Here is a 16,313-nt window from a genome sequence, read left to right on the forward strand (position 1 = left end):
TCATTTCATTATTATGGAATATGTACAAAAGAAACCAGCATGTGCTGATTTCTTCTGCACATGAAAAACTAAAAATTAGAAGTTCATTACTTTGTTAACAGCTTCAACAATATCTTTATGGTTTGGTAACCATACGCTCTCAGCTTGAGAGAATGGGAATACTGTATCAGCAGCTGCAACACGTACAACTGGAGCTTCTAAGTTTAAGATTGCACGGTCGTTAATTTCCGCTACAACGTTAGCTGCAATACCAGCTTGTTTTTGAGCTTCTTGAACCACAACTACGCGGCCTGTTTTCTCAACAGAAGCGATGATTGTTTCGATATCTAATGGTTGAACTGTACGTAAGTCAACAACCTCTAAAGAGATACCTTCTTTTTCAAGTTCTTCAGCAGCTTTTAATGCAGCATGAACCATAGCACCGTAAGCGATAACAGATACATCTGTACCTTCACGTTTGATATCAGCTTTACCTAAATCAATTGTGTAATCGCCTTCTGGTACATCTTGACGGAATGAACGGTACAATTTCATATGCTCTAAGTAGATAACTGGATCGTTGTCACGAATCGCAGAGATTAAAAGACCTTTTGCATCGTATGGAGTAGATGGAATAACAACTTTTAGACCAGGTTGTTGAGCCACTAATCCTTCTAAGCTATCAGCATGTAGTTCAGGAGTATGAACACCACCACCGAATGGAGAACGGATTGTTACTGGAGCAGTCCAACGTCCACCAGAACGGTAACGCATACGAGCTAATTGACCAGAAACTGAATCCATTACTTCATAAATGAAACCGAAGAATTGGATTTCTGGAACTGGACGGAAACCTTCAAGTGCAAGTCCAACTGCAAGTCCACCAATACCAGACTCTGCAAGTGGAGTATCCATTACACGATCTTCACCGAATTCAGCTTGTAAACCTTCAGTAGCACGGAATACTCCGCCGTTTACACCAACGTCTTCACCAAACACAAGTACGTTAGGATCATTTTTCATTTCAACGCGTAAAGCATCAGTGATTGCTTGAATCATTGTCATTTGAGCCATGGCTTACTTCGACTCCTTTTCTTTGTAAATTTCATATTGTTCAGCTAAGTTGTAAGGCATTTTTTCGTACATGATTTCCATTAAATCAGTAACTTTTTGTTTTGGAGCTTGGTCAGCCTTAGCAATTGCTTGTTTGATATCTTCTTTTGCTTCTTCGATTACTTTCTCTTCAACTTCTTGAGACCATAGGCCTTTGTTTTCTAAGAATGCACGGAAGCGTACGATTGGATCTTTTTGTTCCCATTCGTTTTCGATATCTTTTGTGCGGTAACGAGTTGGGTCATCACCAGCCATTGTATGTGGACCATAACGGAATGTTAAAGTCTCGATTAGAGTAGGGCCTTCGCCATTTACTGCGCGCTCACGAGCGAAAGCAGTTGCTGCGTATACAGCTAATGGATCCATACCGTCTACTTGAATTCCGTAAATACCTGCTGCTACTGCTTTTTGTGCTACAGTTTTAGCTGCTGATTGTTTTTCTACTGGAGTAGAGATTGCATAACGGTTGTTTTGTACAACGAAGATTGCTGGAGCTTTGAATGCACCCGCAAAGTTCATACCTTCGTAGAAGTCACCTTGTGAAGCACCACCGTCACCAGTGTAAGTAATTGCAACAGATTTTTTACCACGTAATTTCATACCTAACGCAACACCAGCAGTTTGGATGATTTGCGCACCGATAATGATTTGTGGAGCAAGTGCATTTACATTCTCAGGCATTTGGTTACCCATGAAATGTCCACGAGAGAATAAGAATGCTTGATATAATGGTAGACCGTGCCACACTAATTGTGGAACATCACGATATCCTGGTAAGATGAAATCTTCTGCTTCAAGTGCGAAATGACTTGCTAATTGAGAAGCCTCTTGTCCAGCAGTTGGTGCGTAGAAGCCTAGACGTCCTTGACGGTTTAAAGAAATAGAACGTTGATCTAGTACGCGAGTATACACCATACGGCGCATTAATTCTTTTAATTGATCATCAGATAATTCAGGCATAGCTGCTTCATTCACAACTTCGCCTTTTTCATTTAAAATTTGTAATGTTTCAAATTGAGCTGCGATAGCTTTCATTTGCTCATCAACATTAAATAGGGTCTTTTTTGTTTTAGTACCCATTCCGTTCACCTCTTCCTCTCTTGAACCATATTCTGAAACGCTTTCACTATCTATTAACTAGACTGAAAGCGCAACAATGTAAACCAACAAATTTGTCTGTCGGTTGAGAATAATTTTGTGTACCTAACAATCTGTACTAATGTTTTTTCAAAAACATATTAATACAATCTTGATCACGTTTTTTAGTTTACAACTATTCTAATTACGATGTCAATTACTTTGAATACGTTTTTTTATAAATAATATGCAGGTTTCCTCTACACAAACGTGTTTTTATTTTTCACATCTGTATTAGTAAGCAATAACCTACTGTTATATTATTCCCTTTTTAACTTATTTTTTCTCTTAGAATAATATGTAAACGATTTAATTCTCTTTAGTTTTTCTCTCTTCTCAATAAAATTATACAAACACTTCTTCCTTTTATAGGTAAATACCTATACATTTCTGATCATTCCTCCATACATTATAGTAACCGCAGTATTAGCGGGAACTGATAAAGGAGGTCATCTCATGTACGGATACTCATATTGCTATCCAACAACTTGTTCATATCCTTCCTACGGTTATGGCGGTTCTTGTGGCGGATCTGGACGCGGCTTCGCCTTAATCGTTGTGTTGTTTATCCTTTTAATTATCGTTGGTGCTGCTTGCATTCGCTAATTAATGTAAAATAAAACAACTATGGAAAGAAACAGACGGCTTTGCCGTCTTTTCTTTTTATTACATAACTTATCTGTAGAAGATTTGTTTCCAAGTAGCTCTTCCTTACTTGCCGATGACTTTTTTTATCTCCTTTGGTAGACTAAAGAAGAAAGGAGAGATTACATATGCTTACAATGAATGAGGTAATTCGTGAAGGAAATCCAGTTTTGCGCGACGTCGCAGAAGAGGTCTCCTTACCTGCTAGCGAGGAAGATACAAATACCCTTGAAGAAATGATTGAATTTGTAATAAATAGCCAGGACCCTGAAATGGCTGAAAAATATAATTTACGCCCCGGAATCGGATTAGCGGCTCCGCAAATCGGTATTTCAAAGAAAATGATTGCGGTTCATGTAACTGATACGAACGGTACGTTATATAGCTACGCATTATTTAACCCAAAAATCATTAGTCATTCTGTTGAACGTACATATTTACAAAATGGTGAAGGTTGTCTATCTGTAGACCGTGAAGTACCTGGTTATGTCCCTCGTTACACAAGAATTACAGTAAAGGCAACAGCGATTAACGGTGAAGACGTAAAACTGCGATTAAAAGGTTTACCAGCAATTGTATTCCAACATGAAATCGACCATTTAAACGGTGTTATGTTCTATGACCATATTAATAAAGATAATCCATTTGTGGCTCCCGATGACTCAAAACCTCTAGAGCGATAATAATAAAAAGGCGGAAGTTAACCTTCCGCCTTTTTATTATATGAAATGGGTTCCACACTTACTTATAACAAGCCAGCCCACTTTAATCCGTGATAAATACCGTCTTCATTAACATCTTTTGTCACATAATTAGCAAGTTTTTTCAAATCCTCATGACCATTCCCCATCACGATGCCCGTTCCTACTGCTTCAATCATTTCTAAATCATTTAATCCGTCCCCAAATGCATATACTTGTTCACGATTAAATCCTATTTTCTCAATAAACTTCTCAATCCCTTTTGCCTTAGAACCACCATTAGGAATAATATCCATTGAATATGCATGCCAGCGTATAAAATGAAAATCTGGATAATGATGAATAAACTTTTCTTCTTCGTTTACTTCACAAAAAAGAAGCGTTTGATAAATATCGCGTTTCTCATAAAAATCAGGTTCATATGCTGGATGCTCGAATTGTAAGCTTCCAAAACCTTCTTTTACATAGTCATGATATTCCACTGACGCTCTCATTTCTTGATGGTCAAGATATACAAGTGGATATCCTTCTTGTTTTGCAAACTGAGTAAACTTATGTAGAGCAGCTGGGTGTAACGGATTATTAAATATTACCTCATCTTCAAATACAACGTACTGCCCGTTAAAACTAACATAATTATGTATATTGAGTTCCTCACGAATATCTTCAAACATAAATGGCGCACGCCCTGTCGCAATCGCTACATGCACACCTTTTTCTTGTAAATCTCTTACTGCATCTCTTGTAGATTGCGGAATTTTTTTATCATGATCTAATAATGTTCCATCAATATCAAAAAAGACAATTTTATCATTCATTTGTCAAAATCCTTTCTGGCACTCTATATTCCTAATTTGATTATCACTTTTCAAATTTCAAAAAAAAGTATAACATATTAAACATCTGTGAAGAAAGCGTTCACTTTCTGACCTTATTTATGAAATGTGCATATACTATTAGCAAAAAAATGTGGATACTTGTTCGGATGAATTTTCTTTTCTATTCTTCCTCATACTATATCTATAACTAACGGCTACTAATCGTTACTACAGGATAACTTACACTATACTAAAAAGAACAAGATTCACTATTCACTTCTAATCTTCTTTCTTGTATGGGAGACGGAGTTATCATTAGTAATATGCATGTTTAAAATAAGGAAAGGAAGGAGTAATCATGCTGAAGAAGCTGAAGAAAAAGCTCAAGCGTTATTTAAACGATTTAGTCCGTAAGAAGACAATCGCTTAAATTGTGCCCATTTCGGGCTTTTTCTTCATTCTCATTCGAAAAAACATGAAAATCGTGACTGTTTGCTTTATAATAAGTAACAGATAATGCAAAACATAGACAAGGAGAGGTTTTCCAAATGATTTTTAAAGTATTTTATCAAGAAAAATTAACTGAGGTCCCAGTACGTGAAAATACAAAAGTTTTATATTTAGAGGCTACGTCTCAAAAGGATGTTCGTAAAAAATTACAGAAGTTCGCATATAATATCGAGTTCGTTCAGTCTGTTACTGGCGCTCATCTTGAATATGAAAAACAAAACGCTGATTTAATATTAGCGGAGATCGTATAGTCATATGAAATTCCTAAAAAATGATCAAGTTGCCGTTTTTGCTCTCGGTGGTCTTGGTGAAATCGGTAAAAATACATATGCTGTTCAATTTCAAGATGAAATTATTATAATTGACGCTGGAATTAAATTTCCAGAAGACGAACTCCTCGGGATCGATTATGTAATACCAGATTACACTTATTTTGTGCGAAACGAAGATAAAATTAAAGGGTTATTCATTACACATGGTCACGAAGATCATATCGGTGGAATTCCTTATCTATTACGTCAAGTAAACATTCCAATTTACGGTGGAAAATTAGCAATTGCCCTAATAAAAAACAAATTAGAAGAGCACGGATTACTTCGTAAAGCAAAACTTTACGAAATCCAAGAAGATGATGTTATTAAATTTAAAAAGACATCTGTTTCCTTCTTCCGTACAACTCACAGTATTCCGGATTCATACGGAGTTGTTGTGAAAACACCTCAAGGACAAGTCGTTCATACAGGTGATTTCAAATTTGATTTCACACCAGTAGGTGAGCCAGCAGATTTAACAAAAATGGCCGAAATCGGAAAAGATGGTGTACTTTGTCTCTTATCTGATAGTACAAACAGTGAAGTGCCAAACTTTACGATGTCTGAGCGCCGCGTTGGTGATAGTATTCAAGATATATTCCGCAAAGTAGACGGTCGTATTATATTCGCAACCTTTGCATCGAATATCCATCGTTTACAACAAGTCGTTGAGGCTGCTGTTGAAAACAATCGTAAAGTAGCTGTATTCGGCCGCAGTATGGAGGCAGCTATTGAGATCGGACAAAACCTTGGTTATATCCGGTGTCCAAAGGATACATTCATAGACACATCTCAGCTAAACCGCCTACCAGCTAATAAAGTTGTTATGTTATGTACAGGTAGTCAAGGGGAGCCAATGGCAGCACTTTCACGTATTGCCAATGGTACACATCGTCAAATTCAAATTATCCCTGGCGATACAGTTGTTTTCTCTTCTTCACCAATCCCAGGCAATACAATTAGTGTAAGCCGTACAATTAACATGTTGTATCGTGCTGGTGCTGATGTAATCCATGGCAAACTCTCAAATATTCATACGAGTGGACACGGTGGACAAGAAGAGCAAAAACTAATGCTACGTCTAATTAAACCGAAGTATTTCATGCCAATTCATGGTGAGTATCGTATGCAACGTATGCATATGAAATTAGCGAATGATTGTGGTATTCCAGAAGAAAACTGTTTCACCATGGATAATGGAGATGTTCTTGCTTTACGTTCAGATGAAGCAAGCGTAGCTGGGAAAATCCCATCTGGCTCTGTCTATATCGATGGAAATGGTATTGGAGATATCGGTAATATCGTATTACGTGATCGTCGCATTCTTTCTGAAGAAGGACTTGTTATTGTAGTTGTAAGCATTGATATGAAAGAATTTAAAGTTGCAGCAGGACCTGATATCATCTCGCGTGGTTTCGTTTATATGCGTGAAAGCAGCGATTTAATCAACGATGCTCAAACATTAATTACAACACATTTAGAAAAAGTAATGGAACGAAAAACAACACAATGGTCTGAAATTAAAAATGAGATTACAGACACATTAGCACCATTCCTATACGAAAAAACGAAACGTCGTCCAATGATTTTACCAATCATTATGGAAATATAAGAAAAAGGACAATGCCTCCTCGGCATTGTCCTTTTCTCTTATCTTAAAAAATGCTTAAAACGATCTACTTCATCGTCATGACCAATTACAATTAATATATCTCCCGCCTGAATGTTTTCTGTAGCTCGAGGAGATACAATAACTTCTTTTCCACGTTTAATTGCTACAATGTTCAAACCAAACTTCGCACGAATATCTAATTCAATTAAAGAATGCCCATCAATTTTTTTATTTGCGATAATCTCTACAATACTATGCTCATCTGAAAGCTCTAGGTAATCTAACACATTACTTGATGCGATATTATTAGCAATCCTTTTTCCCATGTCTCGTTCTGGATGCACAATATGATCTGCCCCTATTTTACTTAACACTTTTTCATGATAGTCATTTTGAGCTTTCACAGTAATATTTTTCACACCTAATTCTTTCAAAATTAACGTTGTTAAAATACTTGAATTCAAATTATCTCCAATAGCAACGACTACATGATCAAAATTACGAATACCAAGACTTTTTAATACCATCTCATCTGTTGAATCTGCAATTACAGCATGCGAAGCTATATTTGCAAACTCATTAATTTTATCCTCATCTGAATCAATTGCCATTACTTCCATACCTAATTGAGCGAGTTCTCGGCAAATACTTCCACCAAAACGGCCAAGCCCAATAACAGCAAATTCTTTCTCTTTTTCGCCCACAGGAATTCCTCCAATAACATCAAGTACTATGTACTTTTATTGTAACATACTTTAAATTTGCTACAAAAACCCGTATATAATTCTTATTTTTGTTTTTGCATATAAAAATACTGTTGTAAATAAAACGCGACACCGAAAATTAACATACCAAATACAAATATATTTCCAAATGAACTAAATGTTTCAAAAACGAACAATAGCGTTTCTTGTCCGAAAAAAGCAAATAAAAGTTGTGTAAATGCGAATAACAGTGCCAATATGTAATGATGTTGATGGAATAAATAATGTGTTGCGCCTAAAAAAGCTACAAGCGAAACAATGAAGATCCACCAAGTTTCTAAAAACAGTTGCCAATTAGTAAATTGATATCCATTTACTAATATCGCAATAATTCCTATAACCGCCATCGTAGGTACACTCCATAATAATGCACGCCCTCTAAAGAAGCGTGCACCTTTTGCATCTCCTTTTTCATTTGCAATGTATGTTAGCACGACAGTACTTATATACAAAACAGAAAGGATTGTTAAAACAATGATAAGCCAAAAATGTAATTGATAATATTCATGTTCTATATTCGTCACGATTGCAGCTAACATACATGGAATAAACATCCCTGTCCAACCATCTATTTTTCTTTCGTTCCAAAACACCGTATTACCAATCCGAATTCCTAATAGCATAAAAATAATGATACCTAGTACAAATAATGTAGTCTTATTCCCTACTAAACTCGTTGAGAAAGCAATTAATCCAATAAATAAAAAAAGAACAAATCCATTCATAATTTCTAGTACAGGTGACAAATATCTTTTCACCCATTTGTATGTTTCTTCATATTCACTATTATTTGCTAAACGATAGGCGTAAAAACTTATCCCAAAATAAACCGCCGCAATAATAACATATGCATATAAGACGAAACATAAAATCGCACTGCTAATTTGCACGTAATTCCCCACCCTTTTTTCTATGTATCACATTGATTTTACACACTTTTCATACTAAAAGTAAACATATATAGGGTAGTTAAATAATTATCTTCCCTATTAGCAATAATTAATAATGAGCAGTGGCTAAAAAACCCCCTGCTCATTATTAAGACATCAAATTTAACTTTACTCATTTGTGTGAAGATGTCTAACACTAACAAATACAAAAGATGTTTTCGTCTCTGAACTAAGAAGTCCCTACTCTAAACTATTGCACAATTAGCGAGTAAGTTCACTTTCTATTTCCCTTCCACTTCACATATTGATTTAAAAATACAATCGCTTTCTCAATAACCTCTTCGTCTGGTTTTAATTTCGCATGATGTAAACCATATTCTGAATTTACTCCAAGCCAAAACATAAATCCAGGTATCTCTCGAAGCATATAACCAAAGTCTTCACCTGTCATTGCCTCCGTACATGTAATTACGTCCATATTCGTTTGTTCACGTGTAAATTGCATAAACTCTCTCGTTAACTCTTCATGGTTATACACTTGATGATACATCGCTCCGTAGTCAATAACAGTTTCACATTGAAAAGAAGCTTCTATTCCCGCAACAATTGCCTCAATTCGGCTTTTAACACGTTTCATTGATTCCACTGATAGCGTTCGAATTGTTCCTTCTAAACGAGACTTGTCTGCGATAATGTTTTGAACTGTACCACCTGTAATTTTCCCAATCGTAATTACCGCACTGTCAAGAGGGTTTACATTACGACTAATAACTGATTGAAGTTGTGTAACGAGATGACTCGCTGCAACAATCATATCATTTGCTGTATGGGGATATGCAGCATGTCCACCTTTTCCTTTTAAATCAACGTATAACTCTGATGTATTCGCAAATAATAAACCTTCTTTTGTAGCAATTGTTCCCACAGAGTATTCAGGCGCAATATGAAGTCCAAGAATCATATTAGGCTTCCATTCTTTTAACTCATCGCTTTCTAACATAGGAAGTGCACCACCTGGACCTTCTTCAGCTGGTTGGAATATAAACACAAGATCATCATCTATTCTTTCGCTTACAGCCGCTGTTAGAAGTCCTAAGCCAATTGTTGTATGCAAATCATGCCCACATGCATGCATCATTCCTTCATGGACGGAAGAGAATTCATATCCCGTTTCCTCTGTAATTGGTAGACCGTCTATATCTGCACGATAACCTATTATTTTTTCTGGTTTTTTTCCATTTACTTTAACAATTACACCTGTTTTCCATGTTTTCACTTCCAAATATTCATTAGAAAGCGTTCCTATATAATCTAAAATATACCGTTGTGTTTTCCACTCTTTAAATCCGATTTCCGGAATTTTATGTAAATCTCTACGAACTTGGACAAATTTGCTTACTGTCATTTTTGCACCTCTATCTATAAAAAGCGTAAGAGCACATTCATGCTCTTACGCTTTTTGTTTTTTATTTCTCTGGGTTTAATTGACGAAGCTCTTGTTTAATTTCAGTTTTTGCTTTTGTCTTCTCATCAATTTCTTTAATTACACGTGCCGGAGTTCCCGCAACAACTGTATATGGAGGCACATCTTCTGTTACAACAGCTCCTGCTGCTACAACTGCACCTTTACCTACTGTAACACCTTCTAGAACAACTACATTTGCACCAATTACAACATCATCTTCAACGATAACTGGTTTTGCAGAAGGTGGCTCAATAACACCTGCAAGTACAGCACCTGCACCTACGTGACAGTTCTTACCAACTGTTGCACGTCCACCAAGCACTGCGTTCATGTCGATCATAGTACCTTCACCAATTACAGCACCAATGTTAATTGTTGCATTCATCATGATAACAGCGTTGTCACCAATTTCTACATGGTCACGAATAATCGCGCCTGGCTCAATACGAGCTTTAATACCTTTTAAATCAAGCATTGGAATTGCAGAATTACGACGGTCGTTCTCAACTACATAATCAACAATGTGCGTGTTATTTTCATCAAGAATTGCCTTAATTTCAGACCATTCTCCGAATAATACACCAGATTTTTTATTTACAAATGCTTGTACTGTTTCAGGGAATGTTACCTCTTTTAAATCCCCTTTTATGTATACCTTTACAGGTGTTTTCTTTTCACTGTTTTGAATAAACGAAATAATTTCGTTAGCGTCCATCATTTTCATTCTTGTTGCCTCCTAAATCCATTTATAATGTTACTCTACCAAACGATAGAGCGAGTAGCAAGACAATAATCTTATTTTTCCATTTGAATTTCTTCTATAATTTCTAAAAATGCTTGTACTTGCTTCAACTGCCTTGCCGAGTCACTCGTCAATAACCATGTTTCTCTCGTTAATTGAACAGGTGTTTTATACATATTTTCCTGCACTTCTCTTAAAACAGTCGAAGGTAAAAGAGCATAACCTATTCCATTTAAAACAAGCTGTTTGCACGTTTCAATTTGGTCAACTACAATCGTTCGCTTAGGTGGATTTGAAAATAATCCGTACCACCAATTTTGTATTTGTCCATAGTAGGTCGAATCACTTTTAAATTGAATAAATGGTCTATTTGTCTCTTTTAACATCGAAATATCTTTTATTTCTTTATCAACTAAGTATAATTCATCTTCAAATAATTGTTGCTTCTGACCTTTATATTCTTGTGTTCCTCTTAATATGGCGACATGAACGTCTCCTTCATAAAATTGCTTTTGCACTTCGCTACTCCAGCCAGTAAACAGAGATATCTTCACAGAAGGATACTTATGCACAAATTTTTTCAAAACAGGTGGAAGCCAATATTGACCAATGACTGATGCAACAGCTATTTTTAACGTACCGTATGTTTCCGTTCTAAAAAGAGCCAGTTCACTTTTAATATCCTCTTCCCGTTGTAACATTTCCTTTGCATAATTTGCAACTTTTTCCCCTTCAGGTGTAATTGTTAATCCTTTTTGTGAACGAATAAAAAATTTCATTCCCCATTGTTTCTCCATAGATTGTAATCGTTGACTAAGCGCAGGTTGGGAAACAAATAAACGTTCCGCCGCTTTTCTCATATTTGATTCCTGAGCTAACACAACCATCATTTGAAAATCATCAATTTGCAACTTTCTCCCTCTTTCCTTAGCTTCCATACACCTAATTTTAATAAGCATTTCATTCTTAATTTAATTGAATACTTTTATACATTAGAACGGTTTATTAGTTCAAACTTTTCTTATGTTTTATGTCTTTTTAAATATAATACATACACAACTGATATGCACGAAAAAAAGTGACTTCGCCTTTTCTGTGAAGTCACTTTCCCTACGTTATCGATTATGCTGTCTCACTTTTTTATTCAACAATTTTAAAATAGCCCGACGTGTTAAAATACCCTCGAAGTAACCTTCTTCATTGACAGCGCAAATAAAAGGATGATCAATTGTCATTTCTAAAGCTTTTGCAAAAGAATCTTCTAACATAAGAACTGGAATCTCTTCCTTCATCACTTGTTCAACTTTCATATTCTCAAGTCTTTCAAACTCAATGCGCTCTAATCCTAAAATACCATCTAAAATCATAGCAGTACTAATTAACCCATGTAATTTATACATAGGGTCTAAAACAGGAATCGCCGAATATCCAGATTTCACAAGAACGAGTAACGCATGTTCTAAACCATTCCCTATTTGGACATGTGCTACTTTTTCTGATGAAATTATTAAATCCTTCACAAGAATTTGTTGAAACTCATCTTTCGGAATACTAATCATGTTACATCCCCCATTTCCCCTGCTTATATTCTCCAATCCTATTCACATTTTATGATAGCGTTTTCACATTATTATTTTGTCCTAACATTCTTCTAATAAAAATAAAGATACACAACTATTTTAGCATACAACATAAAAAAAAGACTACCATTCCGGTAGCGCTTAATACCCTTTATTTTTTAATCGGTAAAACAATCTTGTGATTTTTTTATATTGCGTCACATCTGCCTGTTTTAAACCATTCTCAATGTCTGTAAGCTCCACCGCTAAAATTTCGCTCGCGTAATTTTGCCGAAACAGAATGTCCAACAATAAATTTTCTTCTTCTCTTGTTAAAACAAATTCCTTTTCCATATGCTCCTCTCCTTGCACTCTCATTATATAAATTTTTCAGCTTATTTAACAGACGTAATATTCAGTTTTCGATAAAAATACTTAACGACTGCGAATATATAGACATTATTTCGTATATCTGTTCGCATAACTAAATGCCGCATAAGCATCTGGTTTAATTTTTGCTGTTAATCCCATTGCTTGAATTTTCATCGTCATATCTAAAATAAATTCTTTTGTTAAACCATCATTCCCGATATCTAAATGAATTTCCATTATGAATCCTGCTCCATCTTGAGCGTATGGGTGCAATAAATCCCATATTGCTTGTATATGATTGGGAGTAAATAGATAGGCGATTTCTTGACTAAACTGTGTTTCTAAATATATTTTCTCTCGCAACGTTGCTGGCTTATTTTTCACTGATTTATGATGCAAACATCCCCATGCTCCTTTTCCAACCCGATGAATATGTATCGCTGTAATAAACCTCGTATCCTTTTGATGCGCTTGTGAGTCTGTCCCAATAGATAATCGATATAAATTTCGTGGATCCTTTTCAATGAAACTACAAATACGGTTAAATACCATATCAAAATTCAAATGTCTCTCTGAAACATTATAAAATGTATGCTCACCGTCCACATAGTCACGTCCTTTCAATTAGGCAGACTTTTCGTATTCTCATTGTATGGGACAAAAACAAAAATTATAACTTACTACCCTTTATTCGTTTCAATATTTCGAATTACATAATTACAAAACTTACATGTATAAATTACATTTTGATTAGACTGGGCGGTTAATACATGATTAATTTCAGCATGACTGTGACAATTAGGACAAATAACAATCGGTAAGCGTTCCATCCTTTGCACCTCCTATTAATATTTACTATCATTGTAGGAAAAATAAAAAATTCCTATACATATACATTTGTAAAAACTCTTTTATTTAATCGCGACTTAAATTGCAACTTCTACTACCTGTATAGCCCATTAATTAATATAACTAAAAAAGGTACCGCCATTGGCAGTACCTTTTTTATATGTATCAATTAATGATATCATAAATCTCAATTGCAACCATATCGATGTTATCGAATTGATACACTTGAGGTTTTTCACCTTGTTGATACACTTCTAATTCATACATTTCACTTTTATCGAAAAATTTCACGCTACATTTGCGCTCACCGTTCACTTCAAAATAGCGTTGTGCTACTTCACCGCTTTCAGCTTGTTCTTGTAGACTAACAAGTCGAGTTAAAATTCCTTGGAGTAGAGACATGAAATCTCTCCTTTCTCTGATCTTCCTACCAATAGGTTTTACAGCTATACTCATTCTATCCGTCATAACAGAAAAAACGTTCCACAATCTAGGATAAAGGTTCTTGGCCAGAAACTCAACTAAAATTTGTCGAAATACGAAGTAAAAAGATGAAAGAGCATCTTTTTACTTCTTTATTGCGCTTTTTATACTGGCAGAATATAATAAAAAACAGAAAAAGGGAGGAATTACAATGAAAAAAATTGAGGTTTATACACAACCTGATTGTCCGCCTTGTACCATTGTGAAAGAATTTTTAAAACATAATAACGTTGTATATGAAGAATTTGACGTAAAAAAAGACGCTGCTGCACGCAATCGTCTTTTATCTGACTATGAATCCTATTCAACTCCAACAGTTGTAATTGACGGAGAAGTTGTCGCAGGTTTTCAAATTGAAAAATTACAACAACTACTCGGTATAGAATAAGAATAGGGATACCTATTCCTATTCTCATAATTGTTGTAACCTTTTTATTTCAGTCAATAGTTCCTGACTTTCATGATACCCTGCTAATTTCCATTTTCCATTATCCTTTTGCAATGTCACAATTTGATATTGTCCACTCTTTGCCCGCTCATAGACATATAAATTTTTATGTTCTTCATCATAAGACATTTTTGTTTCTGAATTAAAGGAAAACGGAGCTTCTTTTGCTGGAAGTAAATATTCACCACTTTGTTTTTCATTTCTACTGTTTTCATCTGTAAAAACTTGAAGGAAATTATTTGTAAAATATGGTGATAGCGTCTCTATCATCTTATTCATAGATATTTGCTTCCCACGAATTGAAAATTGCGTCTCATAACCTTTTTGTATCGTTGTAAACACTTCTTTCCGATCCACTTTCACTTCTTCTTTTCCTAAAACAGTTGTGACACTATAGCCAACTAGAAAGGCAACACATATAAATAGAACAAACCATATTCCATATTTCTTCATTTTTTCACCTTCCTTTTAAAAGAGCTTGTCTTTGTAGTATTCATTGTAACAATGATTATGCAAAGAAAGGGATGATTTCGTTCGTAAAATCTTTACAACGATAGACAGCATTTTCATCATCATTTTCACTATTACCAATTTATGATAAAAACAAACAAAAAAAATGCACGAATCTCTTCGTGCATTAAAATAAAACATCTTCTTCATATAAATATTCGTACGATAAATCTATAAATAAAAAGTTTTCATCATCAATCGGGAATGAAAATGTTCGTACCATTTCACCAGTTTCGATATCAGCATATAAATCTGAAAGTCTTGCCTTATTCTCAAAACGCATTTTCATTATATTTTCTAGAAAATACGGGCGCCAGCTCCAGTTCTTCATATAATACTCTGGCATAATGATCCATTCACCATCTTTTTTCATAATATTACCAGATTGTTGAAAACCATCTTCATTACAAATAAATATCCGAAAACTATATTGTGATATGCTTTGGCTAAATTGTAATAACCAATCATTTATATCTTCATTCTTTTTTTGTTTTGACAGAACATCACCAATTCGATCACGTAACATCTCTGTTAAATTATAAATTTTTTGCAACTTCTTCTTCTCATGCAGAATAAATTGATGACATTCATTACCAAGTCGCTCTTTTAAAACATTCGTTTCAATAAAATCAGGTAAACATTCTTTCAAATAATTACCTTGATAATATCTACCACCGTTTTTCCAAGCATATTGTAGTTGATAAAAAGCATCAATTTCTTCATATAACAATGTCGCACCAATTCTTCTAGCAAGTAAAGATAAGGAATATAAAATATCTTGATAAGATTGTAAAAGTGCAGTTTGCCTTAAATTTGTTAAATCTACTTTTAAAATATCCGGTGCTAACACGCTAATACGCTCCAAATTACTTGTACCCGTTCCGACTTTATTAATCGAAATTTGAATACCATATGTACGATAATACATGAGTAAATGATTAAATTGTTCTATATCTTCTTTACATTCATGTTCTGTTATTTCCAGAACAATGCGTTGTAAGTTCAAACCTTGTTCTTCATACATCAGCAAAAGTTGAAGTAAACTTTCATCTTCATCATTCATTAATACATTAGCATTCCGATGTATAAATAATAATAATTTTTGATCCGTTTCTAAATACCTATTTAACGCTTTTTCTACAATGATGTTATCCGCTTCAAGTTGGAACTCACTCGGAATAGAATCATCATGGAAGAAAGATGCTAAACTTTGTATACCCTCTTCTGTTTGAATACGTCCTACAACTTCATATCCAATTACTGTATGTTCATCAGCACTAAAAATAGCTTGATAATAAGGAAGGACTTTATCCAAGTTACTCATTACATCTAATGCATCTATCAACGTGCTTCCCTCCCTTTACTTTTCAAAAATTATAACACGATATTTACGGAAAAATAATAA

The 16,313-nt window shown here is 34.8% G+C and carries 20 protein-coding genes; 5 read left to right on the forward strand and 15 right to left on the reverse strand.

The window, feature by feature from the left end; all coding sequences use genetic code 11:
• Positions 1-75: 75 nt before the first annotated feature.
• A complete protein-coding gene (gene pdhB / locus KPL75_RS06430; RefSeq protein ID WP_000068162.1) occupies positions 76-1,053 on the reverse strand; it encodes a pyruvate dehydrogenase complex E1 component subunit beta in 978 nt (325 codons plus the stop codon).
• A 3-nt stretch (positions 1,054-1,056) separates the two neighbouring features.
• Positions 1,057-2,172, reverse strand: a complete 1,116-nt coding sequence (gene pdhA / locus KPL75_RS06435) for a pyruvate dehydrogenase E1 component subunit alpha (RefSeq protein WP_000536893.1) — start codon at positions 2,170-2,172, stop codon at positions 1,057-1,059.
• Positions 2,173-2,685: 513 nt separating this feature from the next.
• On the opposite strand from pdhA, the gene KPL75_RS06440 reads away from it, so the two are divergent.
• The gene (locus KPL75_RS06440) at positions 2,686-2,835 is read left to right on the forward strand and encodes a YjcZ family sporulation protein (RefSeq protein ID WP_000274565.1); all 150 of its coding nucleotides are present in this window, start codon (positions 2,686-2,688) and stop codon (positions 2,833-2,835) included.
• 167 nt (positions 2,836-3,002) lie between these two features.
• Positions 3,003-3,557 carry a peptide deformylase gene (gene def, locus KPL75_RS06445; protein WP_219919828.1) on the forward strand — a complete coding sequence of 185 codons (555 nt, stop codon included), beginning with the start codon at positions 3,003-3,005 and terminating at the stop codon, positions 3,555-3,557.
• A gap of 62 nt (positions 3,558-3,619) precedes the next feature.
• Here def and KPL75_RS06450 read toward each other — a convergent pair whose 3' ends face one another.
• Entirely contained in the window at positions 3,620-4,393 is a 774-nt protein-coding gene (locus tag KPL75_RS06450; RefSeq protein WP_219919829.1) for a Cof-type HAD-IIB family hydrolase, read from the reverse strand.
• Positions 4,394-4,941: 548 nt separating this feature from the next.
• On the opposite strand from KPL75_RS06450, the gene KPL75_RS06455 reads away from it, so the two are divergent.
• Positions 4,942-5,154, forward strand: coding sequence for a DNA-dependent RNA polymerase subunit epsilon (locus tag KPL75_RS06455; RefSeq protein WP_000576437.1), 213 nt, complete (start codon positions 4,942-4,944; stop codon positions 5,152-5,154).
• Between the two features lie 4 nt (positions 5,155-5,158).
• Positions 5,159-6,826, forward strand: coding sequence for a ribonuclease J1 (gene rnjA / locus KPL75_RS06460; RefSeq protein ID WP_219919831.1), 1,668 nt, complete (start codon positions 5,159-5,161; stop codon positions 6,824-6,826).
• 38 nt (positions 6,827-6,864) lie between these two features.
• On the opposite strand, the gene KPL75_RS06465 is transcribed toward rnjA, so the two are convergent.
• The 10 genes from KPL75_RS06465 to KPL75_RS06510 form a co-directional block, all read right to left on the reverse strand.
• Positions 6,865-7,530 (reverse strand): potassium channel family protein, encoded by a 666-nt coding sequence (locus KPL75_RS06465; RefSeq protein ID WP_000504032.1) that lies wholly within the window; start codon positions 7,528-7,530, stop codon positions 6,865-6,867.
• An 83-nt stretch (positions 7,531-7,613) separates the two neighbouring features.
• Positions 7,614-8,480, reverse strand: coding sequence for a cytochrome C oxidase assembly protein (locus KPL75_RS06470; protein ID WP_219919833.1), 867 nt, complete (start codon positions 8,478-8,480; stop codon positions 7,614-7,616).
• Between the two features lie 274 nt (positions 8,481-8,754).
• A complete protein-coding gene (locus KPL75_RS06475; RefSeq protein WP_219919835.1) occupies positions 8,755-9,885 on the reverse strand; it encodes an N-acetyldiaminopimelate deacetylase in 1,131 nt (376 codons plus the stop codon).
• Positions 9,886-9,946: 61 nt separating this feature from the next.
• On the reverse strand, positions 9,947-10,669 hold the full coding sequence (gene dapD / locus KPL75_RS06480; protein WP_219919837.1) for a 2,3,4,5-tetrahydropyridine-2,6-dicarboxylate N-acetyltransferase: 723 nt from the start codon (positions 10,667-10,669) through the stop codon (positions 9,947-9,949).
• A gap of 71 nt (positions 10,670-10,740) precedes the next feature.
• Positions 10,741-11,625, reverse strand: a complete 885-nt coding sequence (locus KPL75_RS06485; RefSeq protein WP_219919839.1) for a transcriptional regulator CcpC — start codon at positions 11,623-11,625, stop codon at positions 10,741-10,743.
• 177 nt (positions 11,626-11,802) lie between these two features.
• Positions 11,803-12,246, reverse strand: coding sequence for a cyclic-di-AMP-binding protein CbpB (gene cbpB, locus KPL75_RS06490; protein WP_219919841.1), 444 nt, complete (start codon positions 12,244-12,246; stop codon positions 11,803-11,805).
• A gap of 162 nt (positions 12,247-12,408) precedes the next feature.
• On the reverse strand, positions 12,409-12,600 hold the full coding sequence (abbA, locus tag KPL75_RS06495) for an antirepressor AbbA (RefSeq protein WP_219919843.1): 192 nt from the start codon (positions 12,598-12,600) through the stop codon (positions 12,409-12,411).
• Positions 12,601-12,705: 105 nt separating this feature from the next.
• Positions 12,706-13,224: a ribonuclease H-like YkuK family protein gene (locus tag KPL75_RS06500; RefSeq protein ID WP_002033829.1), complete on the reverse strand. Its 519-nt coding sequence runs from the start codon at positions 13,222-13,224 to the stop codon at positions 12,706-12,708.
• 74 nt (positions 13,225-13,298) lie between these two features.
• Positions 13,299-13,448: a hypothetical protein gene (locus KPL75_RS06505; RefSeq protein ID WP_002160670.1), complete on the reverse strand. Its 150-nt coding sequence runs from the start codon at positions 13,446-13,448 to the stop codon at positions 13,299-13,301.
• Positions 13,449-13,632: 184 nt separating this feature from the next.
• Complete coding sequence (locus KPL75_RS06510) at positions 13,633-13,869, reverse strand: YkuJ family protein (RefSeq protein WP_002111509.1); 237 nt, start codon at positions 13,867-13,869, stop codon at positions 13,633-13,635.
• Positions 13,870-14,101: 232 nt separating this feature from the next.
• Here KPL75_RS06510 and KPL75_RS06515 point away from each other — a divergent pair, with 232 nt between their 5' ends.
• Complete coding sequence (locus KPL75_RS06515) at positions 14,102-14,338, forward strand: glutaredoxin family protein (protein WP_070144681.1); 237 nt, start codon at positions 14,102-14,104, stop codon at positions 14,336-14,338.
• 24 nt (positions 14,339-14,362) lie between these two features.
• Here KPL75_RS06515 and KPL75_RS06520 read toward each other — a convergent pair whose 3' ends face one another.
• Positions 14,363-14,851 carry a DUF3993 domain-containing protein gene (locus tag KPL75_RS06520; protein ID WP_002111512.1) on the reverse strand — a complete coding sequence of 163 codons (489 nt, stop codon included), beginning with the start codon at positions 14,849-14,851 and terminating at the stop codon, positions 14,363-14,365.
• Positions 14,852-15,035: 184 nt separating this feature from the next.
• The gene (locus KPL75_RS06525) at positions 15,036-16,253 is read right to left on the reverse strand and encodes an EAL domain-containing protein (RefSeq protein WP_002111513.1); all 1,218 of its coding nucleotides are present in this window, start codon (positions 16,251-16,253) and stop codon (positions 15,036-15,038) included.
• Positions 16,254-16,313 lie beyond the last annotated feature (60 nt).

Origin of the sequence: Bacillus sp. NP247 (genome assembly GCF_018966865.1) — a bacterium.
Lineage (GTDB): Bacteria > Bacillota > Bacilli > Bacillales > Bacillaceae_G > Bacillus_A.